Source organism: Nonomuraea sp. NPDC050536 (assembly GCF_044457685.1).
In the GTDB taxonomy this organism is placed as follows: Bacteria; Actinomycetota; Actinomycetes; order Streptosporangiales; family Streptosporangiaceae; genus Nonomuraea.
On sequence record NZ_JBITHD010000025.1, the window covers coordinates 89850 to 108585 of the forward strand.

Annotated in this window: 16 protein-coding genes; 10 read left to right on the plus strand and 6 right to left on the minus strand. The window is 72.7% G+C overall.

The window, feature by feature from the left end; genetic code table 11:
- Positions 1–126 precede the first annotated feature (126 nt).
- Both ACIBHX_RS44710 and ACIBHX_RS44715 read right to left on the minus strand, forming a co-directional pair.
- A complete protein-coding gene (locus tag ACIBHX_RS44710) occupies positions 127–1047 on the minus strand; it encodes a M48 family metalloprotease (protein ID WP_397074118.1) in 921 nt (306 codons plus the stop codon).
- Position 1048: 1 nt separating this feature from the next.
- Positions 1049–1420 (minus strand): BlaI/MecI/CopY family transcriptional regulator, encoded by a 372-nt coding sequence (locus ACIBHX_RS44715; protein WP_397074119.1) that lies wholly within the window; start codon positions 1418–1420, stop codon positions 1049–1051.
- Between the two features lie 60 nt (positions 1421–1480).
- On the opposite strand from ACIBHX_RS44715, the gene ACIBHX_RS44720 reads away from it, so the two are divergent.
- The gene (locus ACIBHX_RS44720; protein ID WP_397074121.1) at positions 1481–2692 is read left to right on the plus strand and encodes a glycosyltransferase family 4 protein; all 1212 of its coding nucleotides are present in this window, start codon (positions 1481–1483) and stop codon (positions 2690–2692) included.
- Positions 2689–3369, plus strand: coding sequence for a response regulator transcription factor (locus tag ACIBHX_RS44725; protein ID WP_397074122.1), 681 nt, complete (start codon positions 2689–2691; stop codon positions 3367–3369). Before ACIBHX_RS44720 ends, ACIBHX_RS44725 begins: the two co-directional genes overlap by 4 nt.
- Here the strand turns inward: ACIBHX_RS44725 and ACIBHX_RS44730 are convergent.
- On the minus strand, positions 3326–4648 hold the full coding sequence (locus ACIBHX_RS44730; protein WP_397074123.1) for an ATP-binding protein: 1323 nt from the start codon (positions 4646–4648) through the stop codon (positions 3326–3328). The genes ACIBHX_RS44725 and ACIBHX_RS44730 overlap by 44 nt on opposite strands.
- A gap of 77 nt (positions 4649–4725) precedes the next feature.
- Here ACIBHX_RS44730 and ACIBHX_RS44735 point away from each other — a divergent pair, with 77 nt between their 5' ends.
- From ACIBHX_RS44735 to ACIBHX_RS44765, 7 genes are read left to right on the plus strand one after another with little or no spacing between them, the layout of a single operon-like run.
- Positions 4726–5973 (plus strand): MFS transporter, encoded by a 1248-nt coding sequence (locus ACIBHX_RS44735; protein WP_397074124.1) that lies wholly within the window; start codon positions 4726–4728, stop codon positions 5971–5973.
- 24 nt (positions 5974–5997) lie between these two features.
- A complete protein-coding gene (locus tag ACIBHX_RS44740) occupies positions 5998–6696 on the plus strand; it encodes an ABC transporter ATP-binding protein (protein ID WP_397074126.1) in 699 nt (232 codons plus the stop codon).
- The gene (locus ACIBHX_RS44745) at positions 6693–7340 is read left to right on the plus strand and encodes an ABC transporter ATP-binding protein (protein ID WP_397074127.1); all 648 of its coding nucleotides are present in this window, start codon (positions 6693–6695) and stop codon (positions 7338–7340) included. The genes ACIBHX_RS44740 and ACIBHX_RS44745 overlap by 4 nt, the downstream gene beginning before the upstream one ends.
- Complete coding sequence (locus ACIBHX_RS44750) at positions 7334–9892, plus strand: ABC transporter permease (protein WP_397074129.1); 2559 nt, start codon at positions 7334–7336, stop codon at positions 9890–9892. Before ACIBHX_RS44745 ends, ACIBHX_RS44750 begins: the two co-directional genes overlap by 7 nt.
- Before the next feature lie 40 nt (positions 9893–9932).
- On the plus strand, positions 9933–12014 hold the full coding sequence (locus ACIBHX_RS44755; protein WP_397074131.1) for an alpha-galactosidase: 2082 nt from the start codon (positions 9933–9935) through the stop codon (positions 12012–12014).
- Positions 12015–12029: 15 nt separating this feature from the next.
- The gene (locus tag ACIBHX_RS44760) at positions 12030–12371 is read left to right on the plus strand and encodes a spore germination protein GerW family protein (RefSeq protein WP_397074132.1); all 342 of its coding nucleotides are present in this window, start codon (positions 12030–12032) and stop codon (positions 12369–12371) included.
- A 46-nt stretch (positions 12372–12417) separates the two neighbouring features.
- Positions 12418–12783, plus strand: coding sequence for a hypothetical protein (locus tag ACIBHX_RS44765; protein ID WP_397074134.1), 366 nt, complete (start codon positions 12418–12420; stop codon positions 12781–12783).
- A gap of 4 nt (positions 12784–12787) precedes the next feature.
- Here the strand turns inward: ACIBHX_RS44765 and ACIBHX_RS44770 are convergent, their stop codons facing one another.
- The 3 genes from ACIBHX_RS44770 to ACIBHX_RS44780 form a co-directional block, all read right to left on the minus strand.
- Positions 12788–13918, minus strand: a complete 1131-nt coding sequence (locus ACIBHX_RS44770; RefSeq protein WP_397074135.1) for an ankyrin repeat domain-containing protein — start codon at positions 13916–13918, stop codon at positions 12788–12790.
- 239 nt (positions 13919–14157) lie between these two features.
- Complete coding sequence (locus ACIBHX_RS44775) at positions 14158–14880, minus strand: VIT1/CCC1 transporter family protein (protein ID WP_397074137.1); 723 nt, start codon at positions 14878–14880, stop codon at positions 14158–14160.
- Positions 14881–14977: 97 nt separating this feature from the next.
- Entirely contained in the window at positions 14978–15643 is a 666-nt protein-coding gene (locus tag ACIBHX_RS44780) for a hypothetical protein (RefSeq protein WP_397074139.1), read from the minus strand.
- Positions 15644–15803: 160 nt separating this feature from the next.
- Here ACIBHX_RS44780 and ACIBHX_RS44785 point away from each other — a divergent pair, with 160 nt between their 5' ends.
- On the plus strand, positions 15804–18689 hold the full coding sequence (locus ACIBHX_RS44785; protein ID WP_397074140.1) for a YbhB/YbcL family Raf kinase inhibitor-like protein: 2886 nt from the start codon (positions 15804–15806) through the stop codon (positions 18687–18689).
- The last annotated feature ends 47 nt before the right edge of the window (positions 18690–18736 follow it).

Genomic DNA, 18736 nt, shown 5'->3' on the forward strand with positions numbered 1-18736 from the left:
ACGTATTGAACAATATTTCTGTTCGAAAAGCCACTGAGAGCACAGCAGTCATGTTCGGAGGAGACATGGAAAAGGGCGCGCGCCTGCGGAGGCGGGTCGCAGGCAGCAGTCCGGGTCGCGAAGGGGCTAGACGTCGCAGGAGGCGGTGCAGGCGGAGTTGAGCAGCGTGTCGGAGTCGGCGTTGGCGTCGACCGGCGCCCAGAGCGTGACGCAGATGAGCGCGGCCAGGGCGACGACCAGCAGCGGGCGTCGCCGGGGGATGGGCCGCAGCAGGGAGCTGACCCGGTCGGAGACGTCGCACGAGTGGTAGGCGAGCCCCTCCCGCGCCGGCGAGGCCAGGCCGGCCAGGGCGGCGCGGGCCAGGGCACGGGCCGCCAGCGCCCGGTCGGCCGTGATCGTGGCCGCCTCCTCGTCCGCCCACCGCTCGGTGGCGAAGCGGACCGCCCGCGGCAGCGAGCCCAGCAGCGGGTTCACCGACGCCGCGAAGCCCGCGAGCGCCCGGTAGCGGTGATGACGGTGCGCCAGATGCGCGTGCTCGTGCGCCAGCAGCACCCCGCACTCCGCCGGCGACAGCGCCGCCAGCATCCCGCTCGACACCACCACCAGGCCCCGCCCGTACGGCAACGCGAACGCCTCGGGCGAGTCGGAGGGCACCACGACCAGCGGCCCCTCCGCGGACCCGGCGAGCTCGCGCCCCAGCCGAGCCACGGCCGCGTACGAGAGCCGGTGCCGCCGTATCGCCGTGGCCAGCCGTACCCCGCAGACCACCAGCCCCAGCGCGGCGAGCGCCGCCACCGGCGGCGCGACAGGATCCAGCCGCGCCCAGGCCAGGAACGACCACCCGCCGAGCGAGGCCACCAGCGGGATCTCCGCCGCGAGCGTCCAGGCGAGCAGCGCCAGCGCGTACAGCGTGCTCACCGCCGCCGCCAGCCCGGCCGCCAGCAGCGCCCGCGTCGCCGTGGCGGGCGGCAGCCACCTGGCCAGGCGGGAGGCGGAAAGCCCGAGCAGCAGCGAGGTGATCAGCGGCAGGTAGACGTCGACGCGCACGTCACGGCCCGCCCGCCTCGCGCAGCAGCCGCTGCAGCAGCGACTCCTCCTCCGCCGACAGCTCGCCCACGAAGTGCGACAGCACCCGCTCGCTGGAGGTGCCGCCGTCGAGCAGGCGCCGCATCTGCGCGGCCAGCCGCGAATCCTCGTCGCGCTGGAAGGAGTAGGCGTAGGCGCGTCCGGCCCGCTCGCGCGTGACGGCGCCCTTGTCGTGCAGCCGCGACAGCACCGTCATGACCGTCGTGTACGCCAGCGGTCCGGCCAGCCTGGCCGCGACCTCGCGCGGCGTCATCGCCGACCCGGCGGCCGCCAGCACCGCCAGCACCTCGGCCTCCAGGTCTCCCCGGTCACGACGGCCGGGTGAGCGTGTCATCACCGGACCATCCTGCACCCACACCACGACTACTACCAATTATGTAGTAGTAAAGAAGATGTGAAGCGCTTGCTGCTGTGGCTGCTGAACCTGGCCAACCGCCGGCGTGCCAGGAAGGCGCCGCCACCGGACGCCGGAACGGTGCGGTTCATCCTGTTCCACGCCAACGGCATGGGCGGCACCATCCGCTCCGTCTACAACCTGGCCGGCTACCTGGCCAGGACCCGGCAGGTCGAGATCGTGAGCGTCGTCCGGACCCGGGCGGAGCCGTTCTTCCCCGTACCGCCGGGCGTGCGGCTGTCGTACCTGGAGGACCGCCTCGACCCGCCGGGCGGGCTCTACCGGCTGCTGTCGCGCCGCGGGAGCGTCCTGGTGCCGGAGTCGGAGCACGTCCACGGGCTCAGCTCCCTGTGGACCGACCTGGTCCTGCTGCGCTACCTGCGCTCGCTGCGCGGCGGGGTGCTCATCACGACCAGGCCCTCGCTCAACCTCATGGCCGCCACGTTCGCCCCGCCCGGCGTCGTCACCATCGGACAGGAGCACCGCCACTTCGCCGCCTACCCGGCGCCTCTCCGCAAGGTGATCAAGCGCAGGTACGGCAGGCTGTCCGCCGTGGTCGTGCTCACCCACGACGACGAGGAGCGCTTCGCCCGGGCCGTCCCCGGCGCCACGGTCGTGCGCATCCCCAACGCGCTCACCCCGCTGGACGGCGGCCTGGCTTCGCCCGACAGCAAGGTGGCCGTCGCGCTCGGCAGGCTGGACAAGATCAAGGGGTACGACCTGCTGCTGCAGGCGTGGCGGCTGGTCAGGCAGCGGCACCCGGACTGGACACTGCGGGTCTTCGGCTCGGGGCCGCAGCTGGGCAGGCTGCGCAAGCAGGTCGCGGAGCTGGGCCTGGAAGACGGCGCGTTCCTCATGGGCCGCACCGACCGGGTGGGGGAGGAGCTGGCAGCGGCGGGGATGTTCGTGCTGAGCTCCCGCTCCGAGGGGCTGCCGATGGTGATCATCGAGGCGATGAGCAAGGGCCTGCCGGTGGTCTCGTTCGCCTGTCCCATCGGGCCGCAGGAGATGATCACGGACGGGATGGACGGCGTGCTCGTCCCGCCGCGCGACGTCGAGGCCCTGGCCGCGGCCGTGTGCGCGCTGATCGAGAACCGGGACCTGCGCGTCAAGCTCGGCGCGGCGGCCCGGCGCACCGCGACCCGCTACGACCTGCGATCCGTCGGAGGACGGTGGGACGGGCTGCTGGCGCGGATAGCATCGGGCGCATGACGCACGTCCTGGTCGTTGAGGATGATCCGGAGATAGGTCCCGAGCTGGCGCAGGCGCTGACCGGCAGCGGCTACCGCGCGGCGCTGGCCACGACCGGCGCCGCCGCCGTGGACCAGGCGGAGCTCGACCCTCCCGACCTGATCCTGCTCGACCTGGGCCTGCCCGACGTGGACGGCGTCGCGCTGTGCCGCAGGCTCCGCGTGGTGCTGCCGCACACCGTGATCGTGGTGCTGACCGCGCGTACCCAGGAGTTCGAGGTCGTGGTCGCGCTGGACGCCGGCGCCGACGACTACCTGATGAAGCCGTTCCGGCTGACCGAGCTGCTGGCCAGGCTCCGCGCCCACCTGCGCCGCCAGGCCCCGCCCGGCGAGGAGCGGACGGTGTCGGTGGGCAAGCTGACGCTCGACCTGCCCGGCAGGCGGGCGTTCGTGTCCGGGAGCGAGCTGTCGCTGCGGCCCAAGGAGTTCGACCTGCTGGCGGTGCTGGCCGGGCGGGCCGGCGAGGTGATCACCCGCGAGGAGCTGATGGACGAGGTGTGGGACGCCAACTGGTTCGGCCCCACCAAGACCCTCGACGTGCACGTGTTCGCGCTGCGCCGCAAGCTGGCCGAGCACGGCGAGGACCCGCAGCGCATCACGACGCTGCGTGGCCGCGGCTACCGGTACGAGCTTGACTGACCGGCAGCAGCAGGCTGAAGACCGGCGGTGACGACGCCCGTAGCACCAGCCTGCCGCCCTCGGCCTCGGCCAGCGACCTGGCCAGCGCCAGCCCGATGCCGTGTCCCTCGCGCGCGTCCGGCCTGCGCACGAACGGGTCCACCCCCTCCGGGATTCCGGGACCGCGGTCGGACACCTCGATCGCCACGGCGTCGCCCAGGTCCGCGGCGTCCACGGTGATCTCGCCCGCGCCGTGCTCGGTCGCGTTGTCCAGCAGCACCTGCACCACCTGCCGCACGGCCGCCACCGAGGCCGCCACGTGCGGCAGCCCGATCGGCACGTTGACGGTGACCGCCTCGCCGTGCCGGTCGTCGCGGATGTCGTTGAGCAGCGCCACCACGTCCAGCGGGGCGGCGTCGCCGTGGCCGCCGTCGCGCGTGAGCCGTACCAGGTCCTCCACCGTCGTGCGCAGCTGCTCACCGCGCGTCAGCGCGGTCTCGATCGCGGCGCGCAGGTCGGCGTCCGGGCGGGCGAGGGCCGACTCCAGGCCGAGCAGCGTGGCGGTGAGCCGGGTGCGCAACTGGTGTGACACGTCGACCGAGAAGGCCCGCTCGCGCGCCAGCACGTCGCCCAGCCGCCGGGCCGTCGCGGCCAGCGCCTGCCCGGCCACGTCCGCCTCGAGCACCCCCGAGTGCGGCGCCCGGATGGAGAAGTCGCCCGAGCCCAACGCCTCGGCGGCCCGCGTCAGCCGCTCCAGCGGCCGCGCCAGCCGCGCCGCCTGGCTCAGCGCGAAGGCCGCCGCCAGCCCGACCACGACGACCGCCAGCCCGCCCATCAGCATCCACGACTTGTGCACGCGCCGCTCGATCGTGTCGTACGGCGTGGCCACCCGCACCACGCCCTTGACCCGCTCGTCGGTCGGCACCGGCGCGGAGACCGCCAGGTAACCGTCCTCGACGGCCTCGTGCGGCCGCCCGTCGACGGAGTTCCGCACCACCTTGGACGCGGCGGGCCCGTGCCCGTACAGCAGCTTGCCCTCGGAGCTGTAGACGCCGACCGTCAGCCCGTGCGGCACGCCCGAGGGCAGTGCCATCGAGGCGTTGCCCAGCGGCTCGTCCGGCACGTTCGCGGCGATCCAGGCGGCGTCGCGGCCCAGCGAGACCGCGGTCTCGTCGCGGTAGAGCGTGCCGAGCGACAGGGCGAGCGGCACGGCGAACAGCACGACGGCCAGCGACGCCACCCCGACCATCGCCACCAGGACCCGGCGCCGCAGCGGGGTTCCTCCGGGCTCACGCGTCATGCGCCCAGCCTGCCAGAACGAAGTAAGCCACCCGCTAACCTCTCACTGATCTAACGCTCCGTAGTCTTTCGATTACTATGCGTCTTCTGCTCCTGTCCCAGTTCGCGATCAAGCTGGGCTTCAACCTGCTCATGCCCTACCTCGCCGGCCATCTCAGCCACGGCCTCGGCATGGCCGCCTGGGTGCTCGGCGTCGTGCTCGGGGTCCGCAACGCCAGCCAGCGAGGCCTGTCGCTGGTGGGAGGGTACCTGTCCGACCGGCTTGGTTGCCGCGCGGCCGTCATCGCCGGATGCTCGCTGCGCACCATCGGGTTCGCCCTCCTCGGCGTGGCCACGGGGGTGCCGGCGCTGGTGCTGGCCGCGGCGGCGACCGGGTTCGCCGGCGCGCTGTTCGACCCCGGGGTGCGCACGCTGGTGTCGCAGGCGGCGGGGCAGGGGCGCGTGGAGGCCTTCGCCCGCTTCAACATCGCCGGTCAGGCGGGGCTGCTGCTCGGGCCGCTGGCCGGGCTGGCGCTGTCGTGGCTGCCGTTCCCCGGCATCGCGATGGTCGCGGCGGCCGTGTTCGCGGTGCTGACCGTGGTGCAGGCGATCTGGCTGCCCCGCGCCGAGAAGCGGCGCAAGGCCAGGCCCGTGCGGTGGGGGCCGATACTGCGCAACAAGGCGTTCCTGTGCTTCTCGCTGGCCATGGTCGGCTCGGCGGTGCTGGCCTTCCAGGTTTACCTGGCGCTGCCCCTGGTGATGGAGCGCACCCTCGGTCCCGAGCAGAACATCGGGATGGGCGAGATGTTCGCCCTGTCCGCCGTGCTGGTGATCACCTGCCAGAAGCGGGTCAGCACCTGGGCCTCGAAGCGCTGGACGCCGCCCAGGGCGATGGCGGCCGGCGTGGCCGTGCTGGGGCTGGCGTTCGTGCCGATGGTGGCCTTCTCCACCCCTTCGGCGCCCGACCTGGGCTTCGAGGAGCTGGCCGAGCACCTGGCCACGCTGCCCATGCTGGCCACCGCCGCCCTGCTCGCGCTCGGCACGATGCTCATCCTGCCCTTCGAGATGGACGTGATCGTACGGCTGGCGCGCGGCCGCCTCGTGGCCACCCACTACGGCGTCTACGCCACCGTCTCCGGGCTCGGCATCACCGTGGGCAGCCTGGTCACCGGCGTGATCTGGGACAGCGCGGGCGCCTGGGGAGTAGCCTGGCTGCCGTGGGCCACGCTCGTCCTGCTCGGCGTCGGGAGCGCGCTGGCGATGGTGCTGCTCGACCGGCTGCAGGTGCTGGCCCAGCCGTACCAGAAAGGTAAACACCGCGCTAACACAGCGCTCAGCCGACGCTGACCGGCCCCGCCCTAGCCTTCCTGCATGCTGCTGTTCGCCGATGAGCTCTACCGCTTTCATCGGTCGGGCGATGAGGAGGTCAAGGCTCTGCGCGGCGTCTCGATCGAGGTCCAACCCGGCGAGATCGTCGCGGTCACCGGGCCGTCGGGAGCCGGCAAGTCCACGCTGATCTCGTGCCTGGCCGGGCTGGACGAGCCCGACGGCGGCGCGGTGTGGGTGGCGGGCACGCGCATCAGCCACCGTCCCGAGCGGGAGCGCGCCGCGCTGCGCGCCCGGCACATCGGCGTGGTCTTCCAGTCGGGCAACCTCGTGGAGCACCTGTCGGTGCGCGGCAACATCGATCTCGCCCAGCGTTTCGACCCCGCCCGGCACACCGGCGGCCCTGACTGGGGCGGGCGCGCCCGGGCCAGGGCGGGGCGGCGCTGGCGCGACGAACTGCTCGAACGGGTCGGGCTGGCCGACCGCGCGCTGGCCGGCCCGGCGATGCTGTCCGGCGGCGAGGCGGCCCGCGCGGGGCTGGCGGTGGCGCTGGCCAACAAGCCCTCGGTGCTGCTGGCCGACGAGCCGACGGGCGAGCTCGACCGCGGCAGGGAGACCGACGTGCTGCGGCTGGTGCGCGAGCTGGCAGGCGACAGCACGGCCGTGGTGATCGCCTCGCACAGCGCCGCGGTCCGCCGCTTCGCCGACCGAGTCGTGTCGCTCCTCGACGGGCGTGTCCGGTGAGCGAGCTGGTCCGCTGCGTGGACGTGGGCCGCGTCTACGGCCGCGGCCGCCGCTCCGTCGTCGCCCTGCACGGCGTCAGCTGCGCCGTCGCCGCCGGCGACGCGATCGCCGTCACCGGCCCCTCGGGCTCAGGAAAGACCACGCTGCTGCACCTGCTGGCCGGGCTCGACGAGCCCACCGACGGCGAGGTACGGCGGGCAGGCGTGCGCGCGGGCATGGTGTTCCAGGGCGACAGCCTGGTCCCCTCGCTCGACGCGCTGGAGAACGCGGCGCTGCCCCTGCTGATCGCGGGCCGCACCGAGCAGGAGGCCACGCGGGAGGCGATGCGCGCGCTGGAGTCGGTGGGCGTGGCCGAGCTGGCCCGGCGCCTGCCCGAGGAACTGTCCGGCGGCCAGGCCCAGCGGGTCGCGCTGGCCAGGGTGCTGGCCGGGCGCCCGGACCTGGTGCTGGCCGACGAGCCCACCGGCCGGGTGGACTCCGGCCGGGCCCGCCAGATCGCCGACCTGCTCGCCGCGCTGGCGCGCACCGGAGTCGCCGTGGTCGTGGCCACGCACGACGAGGCGATCGCCGCCCGGCTGCCCGGCCGCTGGGAGATGCGCGACGGCACGCTGCGCGACGCCACCCCGCAGGACCCGCCATGCTGATCTGGCTGCGCGGCCTGGTCCGGCGGCGGCCGCTGCGGTTGCTGGCCACCGCCGCCGGTGTCGCGCTGACGGCCGCGCTGCTCGCCTCGCTCGGCGCCTTCCTGTCCGCCGCCCAGTCGACCATGACCGTCCGCTCCATCCAGCGGGTGCCGGTCGACTGGCAGATCGAGGTCACCAGGGACGGCGACCCCGGCGCCGTCACCCAGGCCGCCCAGCAGGACTCCGGCATCATCACCGCTAGGCCCGTCGGCTACGCCACGGTCGCCGGCTTCGAGTCCGACGCCGCCGAGACCGGCGACGGGGAGGTGGTCGGGCTGCCCCCCGACTACACCACCGCCTTCCCCGGCGAGCTGCGCCCCCTGGCCGGGGCCGCCAGCGGCGTGCTGCTTGCCCAGCCGGCCGCCGCCGCCCTGCGCGCCAAGCCGGGCGAGTCCATCACGCTGCGCCGCGCCGACCACCCCGACGTCACCATGAAGATCGACGGCGTGGTCGAGCTGCCCGAGGCCGCCACGTTCCTCCAGACCGTCGGCGCGCCCGACCGCCAGCCGCCCGCCGACGTGCTGCTGATGCCCGGGCAGCGCTTCACCCAGCTGTTCGGCACCGACGTGCGCTGGCAGTTCCACGTACGGCTGGCCCACGACCTCGACCCCGATCCCGCCACCGCCTACGACCAGGTCACCGACCGGGCACGCGCCTTCGAGGCGCGGACCGCGGGCGGCGCGCTCGTCGGCGACAACCTGGGCGGCGCGCTCGACTCGGCCCGCGAGGACGCCGAGTACGCCACGGCCCTGTTCCTCTTCCTCGGCCTGCCAGGAGCCGCGCTGGCCGTGCTGCTGACCGCCTCGATCGCGGCCGCGGGCCGTCAGCGGCGGCGGGCCGAGCAGGCGCTGCTGCGCGCCCGCGGGGCCGGGCTCGGCGCCCTGGTCCGCCTGGCGCTGGCGGAGGCGCTGGCCGTCGGCGCCCTGGGCGCGGCGGCCGGGCTCGGGCTGGCGGCGCCGCTCGACCGTTACGTCGTCGGCGCCGGGCTTCCCGCGGCGTGGGCGGTGGCGGCCGGCGCCGTGGCGGCGGGGACCGGGGTGGTGGCCATGGTGCTGCCCGCCGTACGGGATGCCAGGAGCGTCACCGTCGTGGCCGCGCGCAGGAGCGTCGGTGGGCAGCCGGCGCCCCGCTGGCTGCGCTACGGGCTCGACCTGTGGCTGCTGGCCGGATCGGCGGCCGTGTTCCTGGTCACGGGACGCTCCGGATACCGGCTCGTCACGGCGGCCCAGGGGGTGCCGCACGTGTCGGTCGGCTACTGGGCCTTCGCCGGGCCGGCGCTGCTGTGGGCGGGCGCGGGGCTGCTCATCTGGCGGCTCACCAGGCACCTGGCGGGCTCGCGATCCCTGCTGCGCGGGCTCGCCAGGCCGGTCGCGCGCGGTCTGGCCGGAACCGTCGCCGCCACGATCGCGCGGCGGCGGTCCGCCGTGGGCAGGACCGTCGCGATCGCCGCGCTGGCCGTGGTGTTCGCCGTCTCCACGGCCACCTTCGCCGCCACCTACCGGCAGCAGGCACTGGCCGACGCCAAGCTCACCAACGGCGCCGACGTCACCGTCAGCCACGCGCCCGGCGCCGACGAGCGCTCCATCCGCTCCATCCAGGGCGTGCGCACGGTCGAGCCGCTGCAACACCGCGTCGCCTACGTCGGCGCCGACCTGAAGGACCTGTACGGCGTGCGGCCCAGCACGCTGCTGGACACCACCCGGCTCGACGACGACTACTTCGACGGGGACGACGCCCGTGAGGTGATCGGCCGCCTGGCCGCCAGCCCCGACGCGATCCTGGCCAGCAAGGCCACCGTGGCGGACTACCAGCTGCACATGGGGGAGGAGCTGCGGCTTCGGATCGGCGACGGGCCGCCGATCACCTTCCGCTTCGCCGGGGTCGTGGAGGAGTTCCCCACCGCGACACGCGAGGGGTTCCTGGTGGCCAACGCCTCCTACATCGCCTCCAAGACCGGGTCAGGCACCGTCGACACCTACCTGGTCACCACCGACGGCACCGCGCCGCACGAGGTGGCCGCCCGGCTGCGCAGCGCCCTGGGACCGCAGGCGCACCTCAGCGACCTGGACACCACCAGGCGGGTGCTCGGCTCCAGCCTCACCGCGGTCGATCTGACCGGGCTCACCGGGATCGAGCTGTCGTGCGCGCTGCTGCTGGCCGTGGCCGCCACCGGGCTGCTGCTCGCGCTCGGGTTCGCCGAGCGGCGGCGGACCCTGGCGCTGGCCGCCGTGCTCGGGGCCCGGGGACGGCAGCTGGGCGGGTTCGTGTGGACCGAGGTGGCGCTGGTCGGGCTGGGCACGGCCGCGTTCGGCGCGCTGACGGGGTGGGCGCTGTCACGCATGCTGGTCACGGTGCTCGGCGGGGTGTTCGACCCGCCGCCCAGCCACCTGGCGATCCCATGGGCTTACCTGGGCATCCTGGCGGCGATCGCGGTGCTCGCGCTGGCGGCCGCCGGACTGCTCGCCGTACGGGTCGCCCGGAGACCGCCGCTGGGCGTACTGCGTGACCTGTGATCATTGACGGGTGCCCGGCTCGCGGCCGACGATCTCTGGCATGCCCATCATCCCCGTATCCGGCCGTGACCAGACGTGGGCGGCTTTGACGGATAAATCCGCATATGTGTTTGGGGTCTTCGAGGAGGCCCGGGTCGTGCAGTGGTACTGGGGGCCGCGACTGCCCGTCGACGCCCTGCCGGAGGTCACCGAGCACGCGCCCGGCTGGATCAAGACCGGATTCCTCGACCCTGACGACATCACCGAGCTGCTGCCCGTCGACGGCGGGCGGCGCTGGGGCGTGCCCGCGCTGCAGGCCGTCTACGAGGGCGGGGTCCGCTCGGTCGAGCTGAGCTTCGACGAGGCCGTGCATGGCGAGAACTCGCTCGAGCTCGTCCTGCGCGACCACGCCTACGGGCTGCGCGTCGGGCTGCACCTGCGCCTACACGACGACACCGACGTGCTCGAACGCTGGGTGAGCGTGACCAACGAGTCCGCGTCGATCATCCGCCTGCAGCGGCTGGACTCCGGCAGCTGGGTGATCCCCGAGCAGGCGGGGGCCCGGTTCGTGGGAGCCGCCGGCGGCTGGGCCTACGAGACGCAGTTGCAGCACGGCGAGCTGCCGGTGGGGGAGACCACCTTCGGCAGCCGCACCGGCACCACCTCGCACAAGGCCAACCCGTGGATCATGATCGGCGACGCCGACGAGGAGCGCGGCCAGGTCTGGACGGTCGCCCTGGCCTGGAGCGGGTCGTGGCGGATGACCACCCAGCGCCGCCCGGAAGGCGACGTCGCCGTCAGCGCCGGGTTCGGCCACGAGGGGCTCACCTGGCCGCTGGCCCCGGGCGAGACACTGCGCACGCCGGCCGCGCTCGGCCTCTACTCCGACGGCGGGTACGGCCAGGCCAGCGCGGCCTGGCACGCCTACGCCAGGGCGCACGTGCTGCCCACCCCCGGCGAGGTGCGGCCGGTGCTGTACAACTCCTGGGAGGCCACCTGGTTCGACGTCACCGAGGAGGGCCAGCTCGACCTCGCCCGGCGGGCCGCCGACCTGGGCGTGGAGCTGTTCGTGGTGGACGACGGCTGGTTCGGGGCGCGCACCGACGACACCCGCGGCCTGGGCGACTGGCACCCCAACCCCGACCGCTTCCCCGACGGGCTCGGCCCGCTCTTCGACGGGGTGCGCGAGCTGGGCATGCAGGCCGGGCTGTGGGTCGAGCCCGAGATGGTCAACCCCGACAGCGACCTGTACCGCAAGAACCCCGACTGGGTCCTGCACTACCCGGCACGGAGACGCGACACCATGCGTAACCAGCTCGTGCTCAACTTCGCCCGCGACGACGTGCGCGCCTGGGCGGTCGACTGGCTCGACCGGCTCGTGCGCGAGTACGGCCTGGCCTACCTCAAATGGGACATGAACCGCAGCTTCAGCCAGGCCGGCCCCGGCGACCTGCTGTGGATCGAGCACACCCGCGGCGTCTACGCGGTCATGGACGAGCTTCGCAGGCGGCACCCACGGCTGCGGATCGAGTCGTGCTCGGGCGGCGGCGGGCGCGTCGACTTCGGCATCCTGCGCCGCACCGACCAGGTGTGGACCTCCGACAACACCGACGCCCGCGACCGGCAGCCCATCCAGCAGGGCTTCTCCTACCTGTATCCGGCCGGCGCCATGTCGTGCTGGGTGACCGACAGCCCCAACGCGGCGACCCGGCGGTCGGTGCCGCTGCGCTACCGCTTCCACGTGGCGATGGCCGGCACGCTGGGCGTCGGCGGCGACCTGCGGTCCTGGTCCGCTTCCTCGCTCGACGAAGCGCGCTCGCTGATCGCCGCCTACAAGGAGGTCCGCGAGACCGTCCAGCACGGGCGGCTCCACCGGCTCTTCGGGCAGCCCGGCGTCACCGCCTCGGCCGTGCAGTACGTCCTGGACTCTCAGGTCGTCGTGCTCGCCTACCACCCCTACGGCCTCACCAAGCAGCCGCCCCGGCGGGTACGTCTGACCGGGCTGGACCCCTCCGCCGTCTACGCCTACGGGGAATCGCGGGCCCACGGCGCCACGCTGATGAACCACGGCCTCCTTCTGCCCACCTGGTTCCACTCGGGCGAGGACTACCGCAGCGAGATGGTGGTGTTGCGGCGGGTCTGACGCGAGAGTGGGGAGATGGACATCATGCAGCTCGTGGAGAAGTCGAAGGACGCGGCGACCGTCGGCCGGGTCTTCGGGGAACCGATCCACCAGGGGGACGTCACCGTCATCCCCGTCGCCAAGGTCATCCAGGGCAGCGGCGGGGGCATGGGCAAGGGGGAGGCGGAAGCGGAGGGCGGCGGCGCCGGGTTCGGCCTCGGCGCGGCGCCCGCCGGGGTGTTCGTGATCAAGGACGGGGACGTTCGGTGGCAGCCCGTCGTGGACGTCAACCGCATCGTGCTCGGCGGCCAGATCGTCGCCGTCGTTCTCCTGCTGACGATCCGCACCATCCTCAAACGCCACCTCAAGCGCCGCTGACGCGCGGCGCAGGCGTGGGGCGGGGCTGGGCGGGCAGGATGCTGGCTTGCTGATAGACCTGCTCGGGGGCTCTCTGCCCGGCCACGACGTGCTGCTTCCCGGCTCCGACCGTCCGGTACGGCTGTCGCGGCTCGACGAGGCCACGTCCCTGGTGCGCTTCCCGACCGGCTGGAGGCGCACCAGGCCGGGCCACTACCTGGCAGGCGAGGAACTCCTCGTCCTGGCGGGCTCACTGGAGATCTCCGGCATCACCTACACCCCCGGCGACCACGCCTGGCTCCCCTCCGGCACCCTCCAACACTCCAGCACCACCCCTCCCAACCTCCCCGACCCCCACCCCCCAGCCCCTCCCAGCCTCTCCGAGTCCATCCCATCGCCTGCTGGCATCGGGTGGGGGTGGTCGTGGGAGTAGGGGGTTATGGGGTGGTGAGGAGGGAGTCGATGGTGGGGTCGCCGGTGGGTGGGGTGTGGGTGGTGGGGGCGCCTGCTTCGCGGAGGGCTCGGATGGTCTCGACGTAGTCGCCGTCGTCGGCGCGGTTGTTGCGGAGGGCCCAGAGGACGCAGTCGAGGGGCGTGGGGCCGTGGTCGTCGAAGGCGCGGTCGTCGAGGTCGGCCCCGCGGGCGATCAGGAGGCGGACCGTCTCCGCTCGGCCGTGCATGGCGGCCTGGTCGAGCGGCGTGAAGTCGCTCCAGCCGCGGGTGTCGACCGGCCAGCCGGCGTCCAGCAGAGACCGCAGGACGTCCGTCCGGCCGAGGACGGCGAACTGGCCGAGGATCCACCCGAAGTCCGTCTTGTCGGGAAGGCCCAGAGCGGGAGGTGGCGCCGTGGGCAGGCGGACCGACTCGCCCCTGGCCACGGCCAGCACGGCCGCGTCGATGGGATCCAGGTCGGCGCGGGCGCCCCGGGCGGTGAGCAGGTCGTAGGCCGCCAGATGGCCGCAGCGGGCGGCCAGCGCGAGCGGCAGGCGGCCCACGTCCCAGCGGTCCCAGGGGAGGTTCACGTCGGCGCCGGCGTCCAGCAGCATCGTCAGGATGGTCGTGCCACGGCCCCGGGCGATCGCGTGGTGCAGCGCCCGCGTGGCATCGACGTCGACCCCGTGATCGAGGAACCAGCGCAGCCCGGCCGCGTCCTCGAAGTCCAGCTTGTGCGCCACCATGCGCTCGAACCCGGGCCGGTGGAGGGTGTCGAGGAAAGCGGTGTCGCCCTGCTCGCACGCGTGGTAGAACGCGTCGTCGTCGGGCGGCGCGCCGTACTCGACCAGCAGCTGCACCAGCGCCAGATCGCCCCGCTCGAGCGCGTCGAGCAGCGCGGTCCGCACCCCTTCGCCGTCCTGCTCGACCGTGTGGCTGCCCGGATCTGCCCCGGCCTCCAGCAGCAGCCGCGCACACTCCTGTACGGCAGGCACGGCCCCCGTGGATCGCCGCAGCAACACCAGCAGCGGCGCCAGCCCACCCACGGCCGAGGTGGCCACCGCCGGATCAGCCCGCAGTGCCGAGCCCAGCGCACCCGCGTCGGCCGCGACAAGCATCCGCTCGATCTCGCCCATGCCCCACACCGTAACCACCGCCACCGACAGATCCCGTCACCACACGCCCGAGAGAGCGAGGCGCGGTGGCGTCGAGGCTGTGGAGTGCGCAGGCTTGCCGGGGTGTAGGGCGTGGAGTGGACGGGGCGCGCCGTGCTTGGGTGGGTGGCGCGCCCGTGTTCGGGTGGGTGGGGCGCGCCGTGCGCGGGGGGAGGGTGGCGGCGTATTCGGGGTGTGGGGCGTGCCGTACCTGGAGGGGGTTAGGAGACGGCGACGCCGAGGAGGTGGCCGAGGGCGAAGGTGACCGAGGCCGCCGCGACGCCGAGCAGGAGCTGCCGGAGGCCGCCGAGCCACCAGGGGCGGGCCGTCATGCGGGCGACCACCGCGCCCGAGACGAACAGGGCGAGCACGCTGAGGATCAACGCCACGAGCAGCCCCGACGCCCCGAACAGGAACGGCGCCAGCGGCACCAGCGCCCCGGCCGCGAACGCGCAGAACGACGAGGCCGCCGCCACGTAGGGCGAGGGCAGGTCGTCGGGGTCGACACCGAGCTCCTCCCGCACGTGCACGCGCAAAGCCTGCTCGGGATTGGCCGAAAGCCCGGCCGCCACCCGGTCGGCGAGCTCAGCGTCCAGGCCGCGGGCACGGTAGAGCGCCGCCAGCTCCGCCTGCTCACCCTCGGGGTTGCGCGCCAGCTCACGCCGCTCGACCGCGATCTCGGCCCGCATCAGCTCCGTCTGCGACTTGACCGAGGTGTACTCACCCGCCGCCATCGAGCACGCCCCTGCCACCAGCCCCGCGAACCCGGCAAGCACCGCACCTCGTCCCGCTCCCGCGGCGCCCACGACACCCGCGATCAACGCGAAGTTGGACACCAGGCCGTCCATCGCGCCGAACACCGCCGGGCGAAGCCAGCCCCCGGTGACGTCCCGGTGGCTATGGTGCTTCTCGGCGGTGTACGGCGGGGCCAGCTCGACGGTCATGAAAACCTCCACAATTCAGCCACTCGTCACGGAATTAAGGCACATGGCCCGGTGATCCGCAACGAAGGGGAGGCTTCCCTGACCTGCGGTGAAGCGCTTATATGACGGCTTGTGGCGAATCTGTTGGCGAAAACTCCGCCGGCTTCTTGATCATCGCCTGGCAGTCTGCGATCGCGTCCTCGAGCAGCCCGCGCAGCAGCCTGTCGGGATCCGGGATGCACGCCTGGACGATGCCCACCACCGACAGCTGCACCGCGTTGGGCGCCGCGTACCTGCGGAAACCCTTCTCGGTGATCCGCGCCGCCCTGCTGAACTTGTGCGCCTGCTCGGCCGCGTGCGGCACCTGGGCCATCGCGCGGGTGCTGAGCTCGCTCATCCGCCCGGAGGGCGCGCCGTCCAGCCTGGCCAGCATCTCCTCGGCGGCCAGCACCGAGACGGCCAGGGCGAGCTGACGCTCGGCCGCGGCCACGGGCAGCGCCGCGGTCGCGCAGCGCAGCGCGATCTGCGCGTCGACCCGCAGGTCGTCGCTGGTCAGCCCGATGATCGACGGGACTAGGTGGACGAGCTTGTTACGGCTTTCGTCCCCTGTGTTGTCATTGACCAGGCGGGCGAGGGCGGCCAGCAACGGGTGCGTGCACCCCGGATGGTCGCTCCACCGCTCTCCGGCCAGATAGGACGCCAACTCCATGAAGCACGCGCCGCGCTTGGGATTGCGGTGCCTGCCGCGGGAGAGGATCGGCATGTGATCGAGGTGATTGTCCACGGGTGCTCCACTGCTCCGCGCCGTCTCGCCTGTTCTGTCCAGTTTGCGCCGACGACGGGCGGAGCGCCAGTGATGGGATGTATTGACAGGCGCGTGTGACCAGTGATCCTATCTTTTGTGAGTTAGGAAACCTTCCTAACGACCACCCCCCGGAGGATCCATGCGTCTTCTAGCCGTTGGATTACTGCTCGGCCTGGTGGGGGCGTTACCCGCGCAGGCCGCCGCCGCTCCGACCCGATACGAGGCGGAGAACGCGACGATTTCCCAAGGCGTCGTGGAGTCCAATCACACCGGATTCTCCGGCACCGGCTTCGTCAACGGTGACAACGTTGCTGGAAGCTACACCGAGTTCACCGTGAACGCGGCCGCCGCGGGCACCGCGACGATCTCCATCCGCTACGCCAACGGGACGACCGCCAACCGCCCCTCCGATGTCTCGGTCAACGGCACCGTGGTCGCCGCGGCCAAGACGTTCAACCCCACGACCAACTGGGACACCTGGGACACCGCGACCGTGACCGCGCAGGTCAACGCGGGCGCCAACAAGGTCCGCCTGGCCGCCGCGGGCGCGGGCGGCAACCCCAACCTCGACTACCTCGAGGTGGACGTGGCCGGCCCGAGCACCGAGTACCAGGCGGAGAACGCCACGCTCAGCCAGGCCACCGTGGCCACCAACCACACCGGGTACACCGGCACGGGCTTCGTCGACTACGTCAACACGGCCGGCTCCTACGTCGAGTTCACCGTCAACGCGCCCACGGCCGGCAACTACAACCTGACCGTCAGGTACGCCAACGGCACCACCACCGACCGCCCGGTGGACGTCGTGGTCAACGGCACCGTCACCTCGCCCGGCCTGTCGTTCCCCGGCACCGGCAACTGGGACACGTGGAAGGACAAGGCCGTTCCGGCCGCCCTGGTCGCGGGCGCCAACAAGGTCAGGCTGACCGCCACGACCGCCAACGGCGGCCCGAACCTGGACAAGCTGACCGCGCCCACGCCCTCCGACACGGAGAACCCGACCCCGCCGGCGAATCTGCACGTGGTCGGCGACGTCAAGCCGTACCAGGTGGACCTGGCCTGGGACCCGTCGACGGACAACGTGGGCGTGGCCTTCTACCAGGTCTACAACGGCGGCAACGTGCTCAAGACCGTCTCCGGCTCGATCACCTCGGCCACGCTGACGGGCCTGACGCCCAACACCCGCTACGACCTGAACGTGCACGCGGTCGACGCGGCCGGCAACTCCTCCGACGTCAGCAACGTCGTGGTCATCACCACCCCGCCCAGCGACGACGCGACGCCGCCGACCGTGCCCGGCAATCTGCACGCGGTCAGCACCGGCTCGACCAGCGTCACCCTGGCCTGGGACGCGGCCACCGACAACGTCGGCGTCACCGGCTACAACCTCTACCGGGACGGCGCGAAGTTCGCCACCGTGCCCGACCTGACCGCGACCGCCGACGGGCTGACGGCCGACACCACGTACTCCTTCGAGGTGGAGGCGTTCGACGCCAACAACAACGTCTCGCCGCGCAGCCCCGCCCTCCAGGTGAAGACGGGCTCCACCGCGATCGGCGGCGACCCCATCTACGACAAGGACATCAACACCAAGATGGACCTGCCGTGGGGCATCACGTTCCTGCCCGACGGCAGCGCGCTGGTCGCCGAGCGGGACCGGTTCGAGGTCGTCCGCGTCACCCCCGACGGCACCAGGACCGTGGTCGGCAAGATCACCGAGGCGGTGACCACGGGCGGAGAAGGCGGCCTGCTCGGCCTGGCCGCGTCCCCGAACTTCGCCACCGACCACTACGTCTACGCCTTCCACACGGCCGCGAGCGACAACCGGGTGGTGCGCTTCAAGTACGAGAACGGCGCCATCGGCGCCCGCGAGCCGATCGTCACCGGCATCGCCAAGAGCCACTACCACGACGGCGGCCGGATCAAGTTCGGCCCGGACGGCATGCTCTACATCACCACCGGCAACGCCGAGAACGACACGCTGTCGCAGAACCTCAACTCGCTCAACGGCAAGATCCTGCGCGTCACCCCGACCGGCGCCGGAGCACCGGGCAACCCGTTCCCGAGCGCGCCGCGCGTCTACAGCCTGGGCCACCGCAACCCGCAGGGCATCGCCTGGGACTCCCAGGGCAGGCTGTGGGAGTCGGAGTTCGGCAACTCCACCTGGGACGAGCTCAACCTCATCCAGCCGGGCAAGAACTATGGCTGGCCGAACTGCGAGGGCAAGTGCAGCGACTCCCGCTACGTCAACCCGGTCCAGCAGTGGGACGTGGCCTCCGCCTCGCCGAGCGGCCTGGAGATCGTCAACGACTGGATCTACATGGCGGCGGTGCGCGGCCAGCGCCTGTGGGTCATGAAGATCAACGGCAGCACCACGGACACGCCGCGGGCCTTCTTCAACGGCCGCTGGGGCCGCCTGCGCACAGTGGTCAAGACCCCCGACGGCGGCCTGTGGCTGACCTCCACCAACAACGACAAGAACGGCGGCACGCCGTCGGTGCTGGACAACGTGATCGTGCGGCTGAAGTTCTCCGGCGGGCCCTTCGCGCTCACGAGTACGGCTTTCGCCGGCAACGGCACGATCCCGGTCAAGTACACCTGCCAGCAGGACGGGGCGTCGGGCAATGACATCTCACCCCCGCTGGCCTGGACCGGAGCTCCGGCGGCGGCCAAGAGCTACGCGATCACGCTGATCGACACGGCCAACTCCAACAAGCACTGGGTGATCTGGGACATCCCGGCCACCAAGTCCGGCCTGCCGGAGGGATTGGGCCTCGGCTACGACGTGCCGAACCAGTCGCCGGCCAAGCAGAAGGCCATGAGCAGCGGCAACAAGTCGCTGCAGTACTTCGGCCCCTGCCCGGGCGGCACCTCGCACAAGTACGAGTTCACGCTCTACGCGCTCGACACGGCGACCCTGCCGGGCGTGACCTCGAGCTCCACGGTCGCGGCCGTGGAGACCGCGATCCAGGCGCACGACCTGGCGAGCGTGAAGCTGGCGGGCAACTCCGACGCCCACACCTGAGTGCCACCTCCTGGCGGGCCGGACATCCCCCTGCGGCCCGCCAGGAG

Excerpts from the sequence above, each read along its gene's own strand:
- ACIBHX_RS44715 (WP_397074119.1), bottom strand. The coding sequence starts at position 1,420 with ATGACACGCTCACCCGGCCGTCGTGACCGGGGAGACCTGGAGGCCGAG.
- ACIBHX_RS44725 (WP_397074122.1), top strand. The coding sequence starts at position 2,689 with ATGACGCACGTCCTGGTCGTTGAGGATGATCCGGAGATAGGTCCCGAG.
- ACIBHX_RS44730 (WP_397074123.1), bottom strand. The coding sequence starts at position 4,648 with ATGACGCGTGAGCCCGGAGGAACCCCGCTGCGGCGCCGGGTCCTGGTG.
- ACIBHX_RS44735 (WP_397074124.1), top strand. The coding sequence starts at position 4,726 with ATGCGTCTTCTGCTCCTGTCCCAGTTCGCGATCAAGCTGGGCTTCAAC.
- ACIBHX_RS44740 (WP_397074126.1), top strand. The coding sequence starts at position 5,998 with ATGCTGCTGTTCGCCGATGAGCTCTACCGCTTTCATCGGTCGGGCGAT.
- ACIBHX_RS44750 (WP_397074129.1), top strand. The coding sequence starts at position 7,334 with ATGCTGATCTGGCTGCGCGGCCTGGTCCGGCGGCGGCCGCTGCGGTTG.
- ACIBHX_RS44755 (WP_397074131.1), top strand. The coding sequence starts at position 9,933 with ATGCCCATCATCCCCGTATCCGGCCGTGACCAGACGTGGGCGGCTTTG.
- ACIBHX_RS44760 (WP_397074132.1), top strand. The coding sequence starts at position 12,030 with ATGGACATCATGCAGCTCGTGGAGAAGTCGAAGGACGCGGCGACCGTC.
- ACIBHX_RS44770 (WP_397074135.1), bottom strand. The coding sequence starts at position 13,918 with ATGGGCGAGATCGAGCGGATGCTTGTCGCGGCCGACGCGGGTGCGCTG.
- ACIBHX_RS44775 (WP_397074137.1), bottom strand. The coding sequence starts at position 14,880 with ATGACCGTCGAGCTGGCCCCGCCGTACACCGCCGAGAAGCACCATAGC.
- ACIBHX_RS44785 (WP_397074140.1), top strand. The coding sequence starts at position 15,804 with ATGCGTCTTCTAGCCGTTGGATTACTGCTCGGCCTGGTGGGGGCGTTA.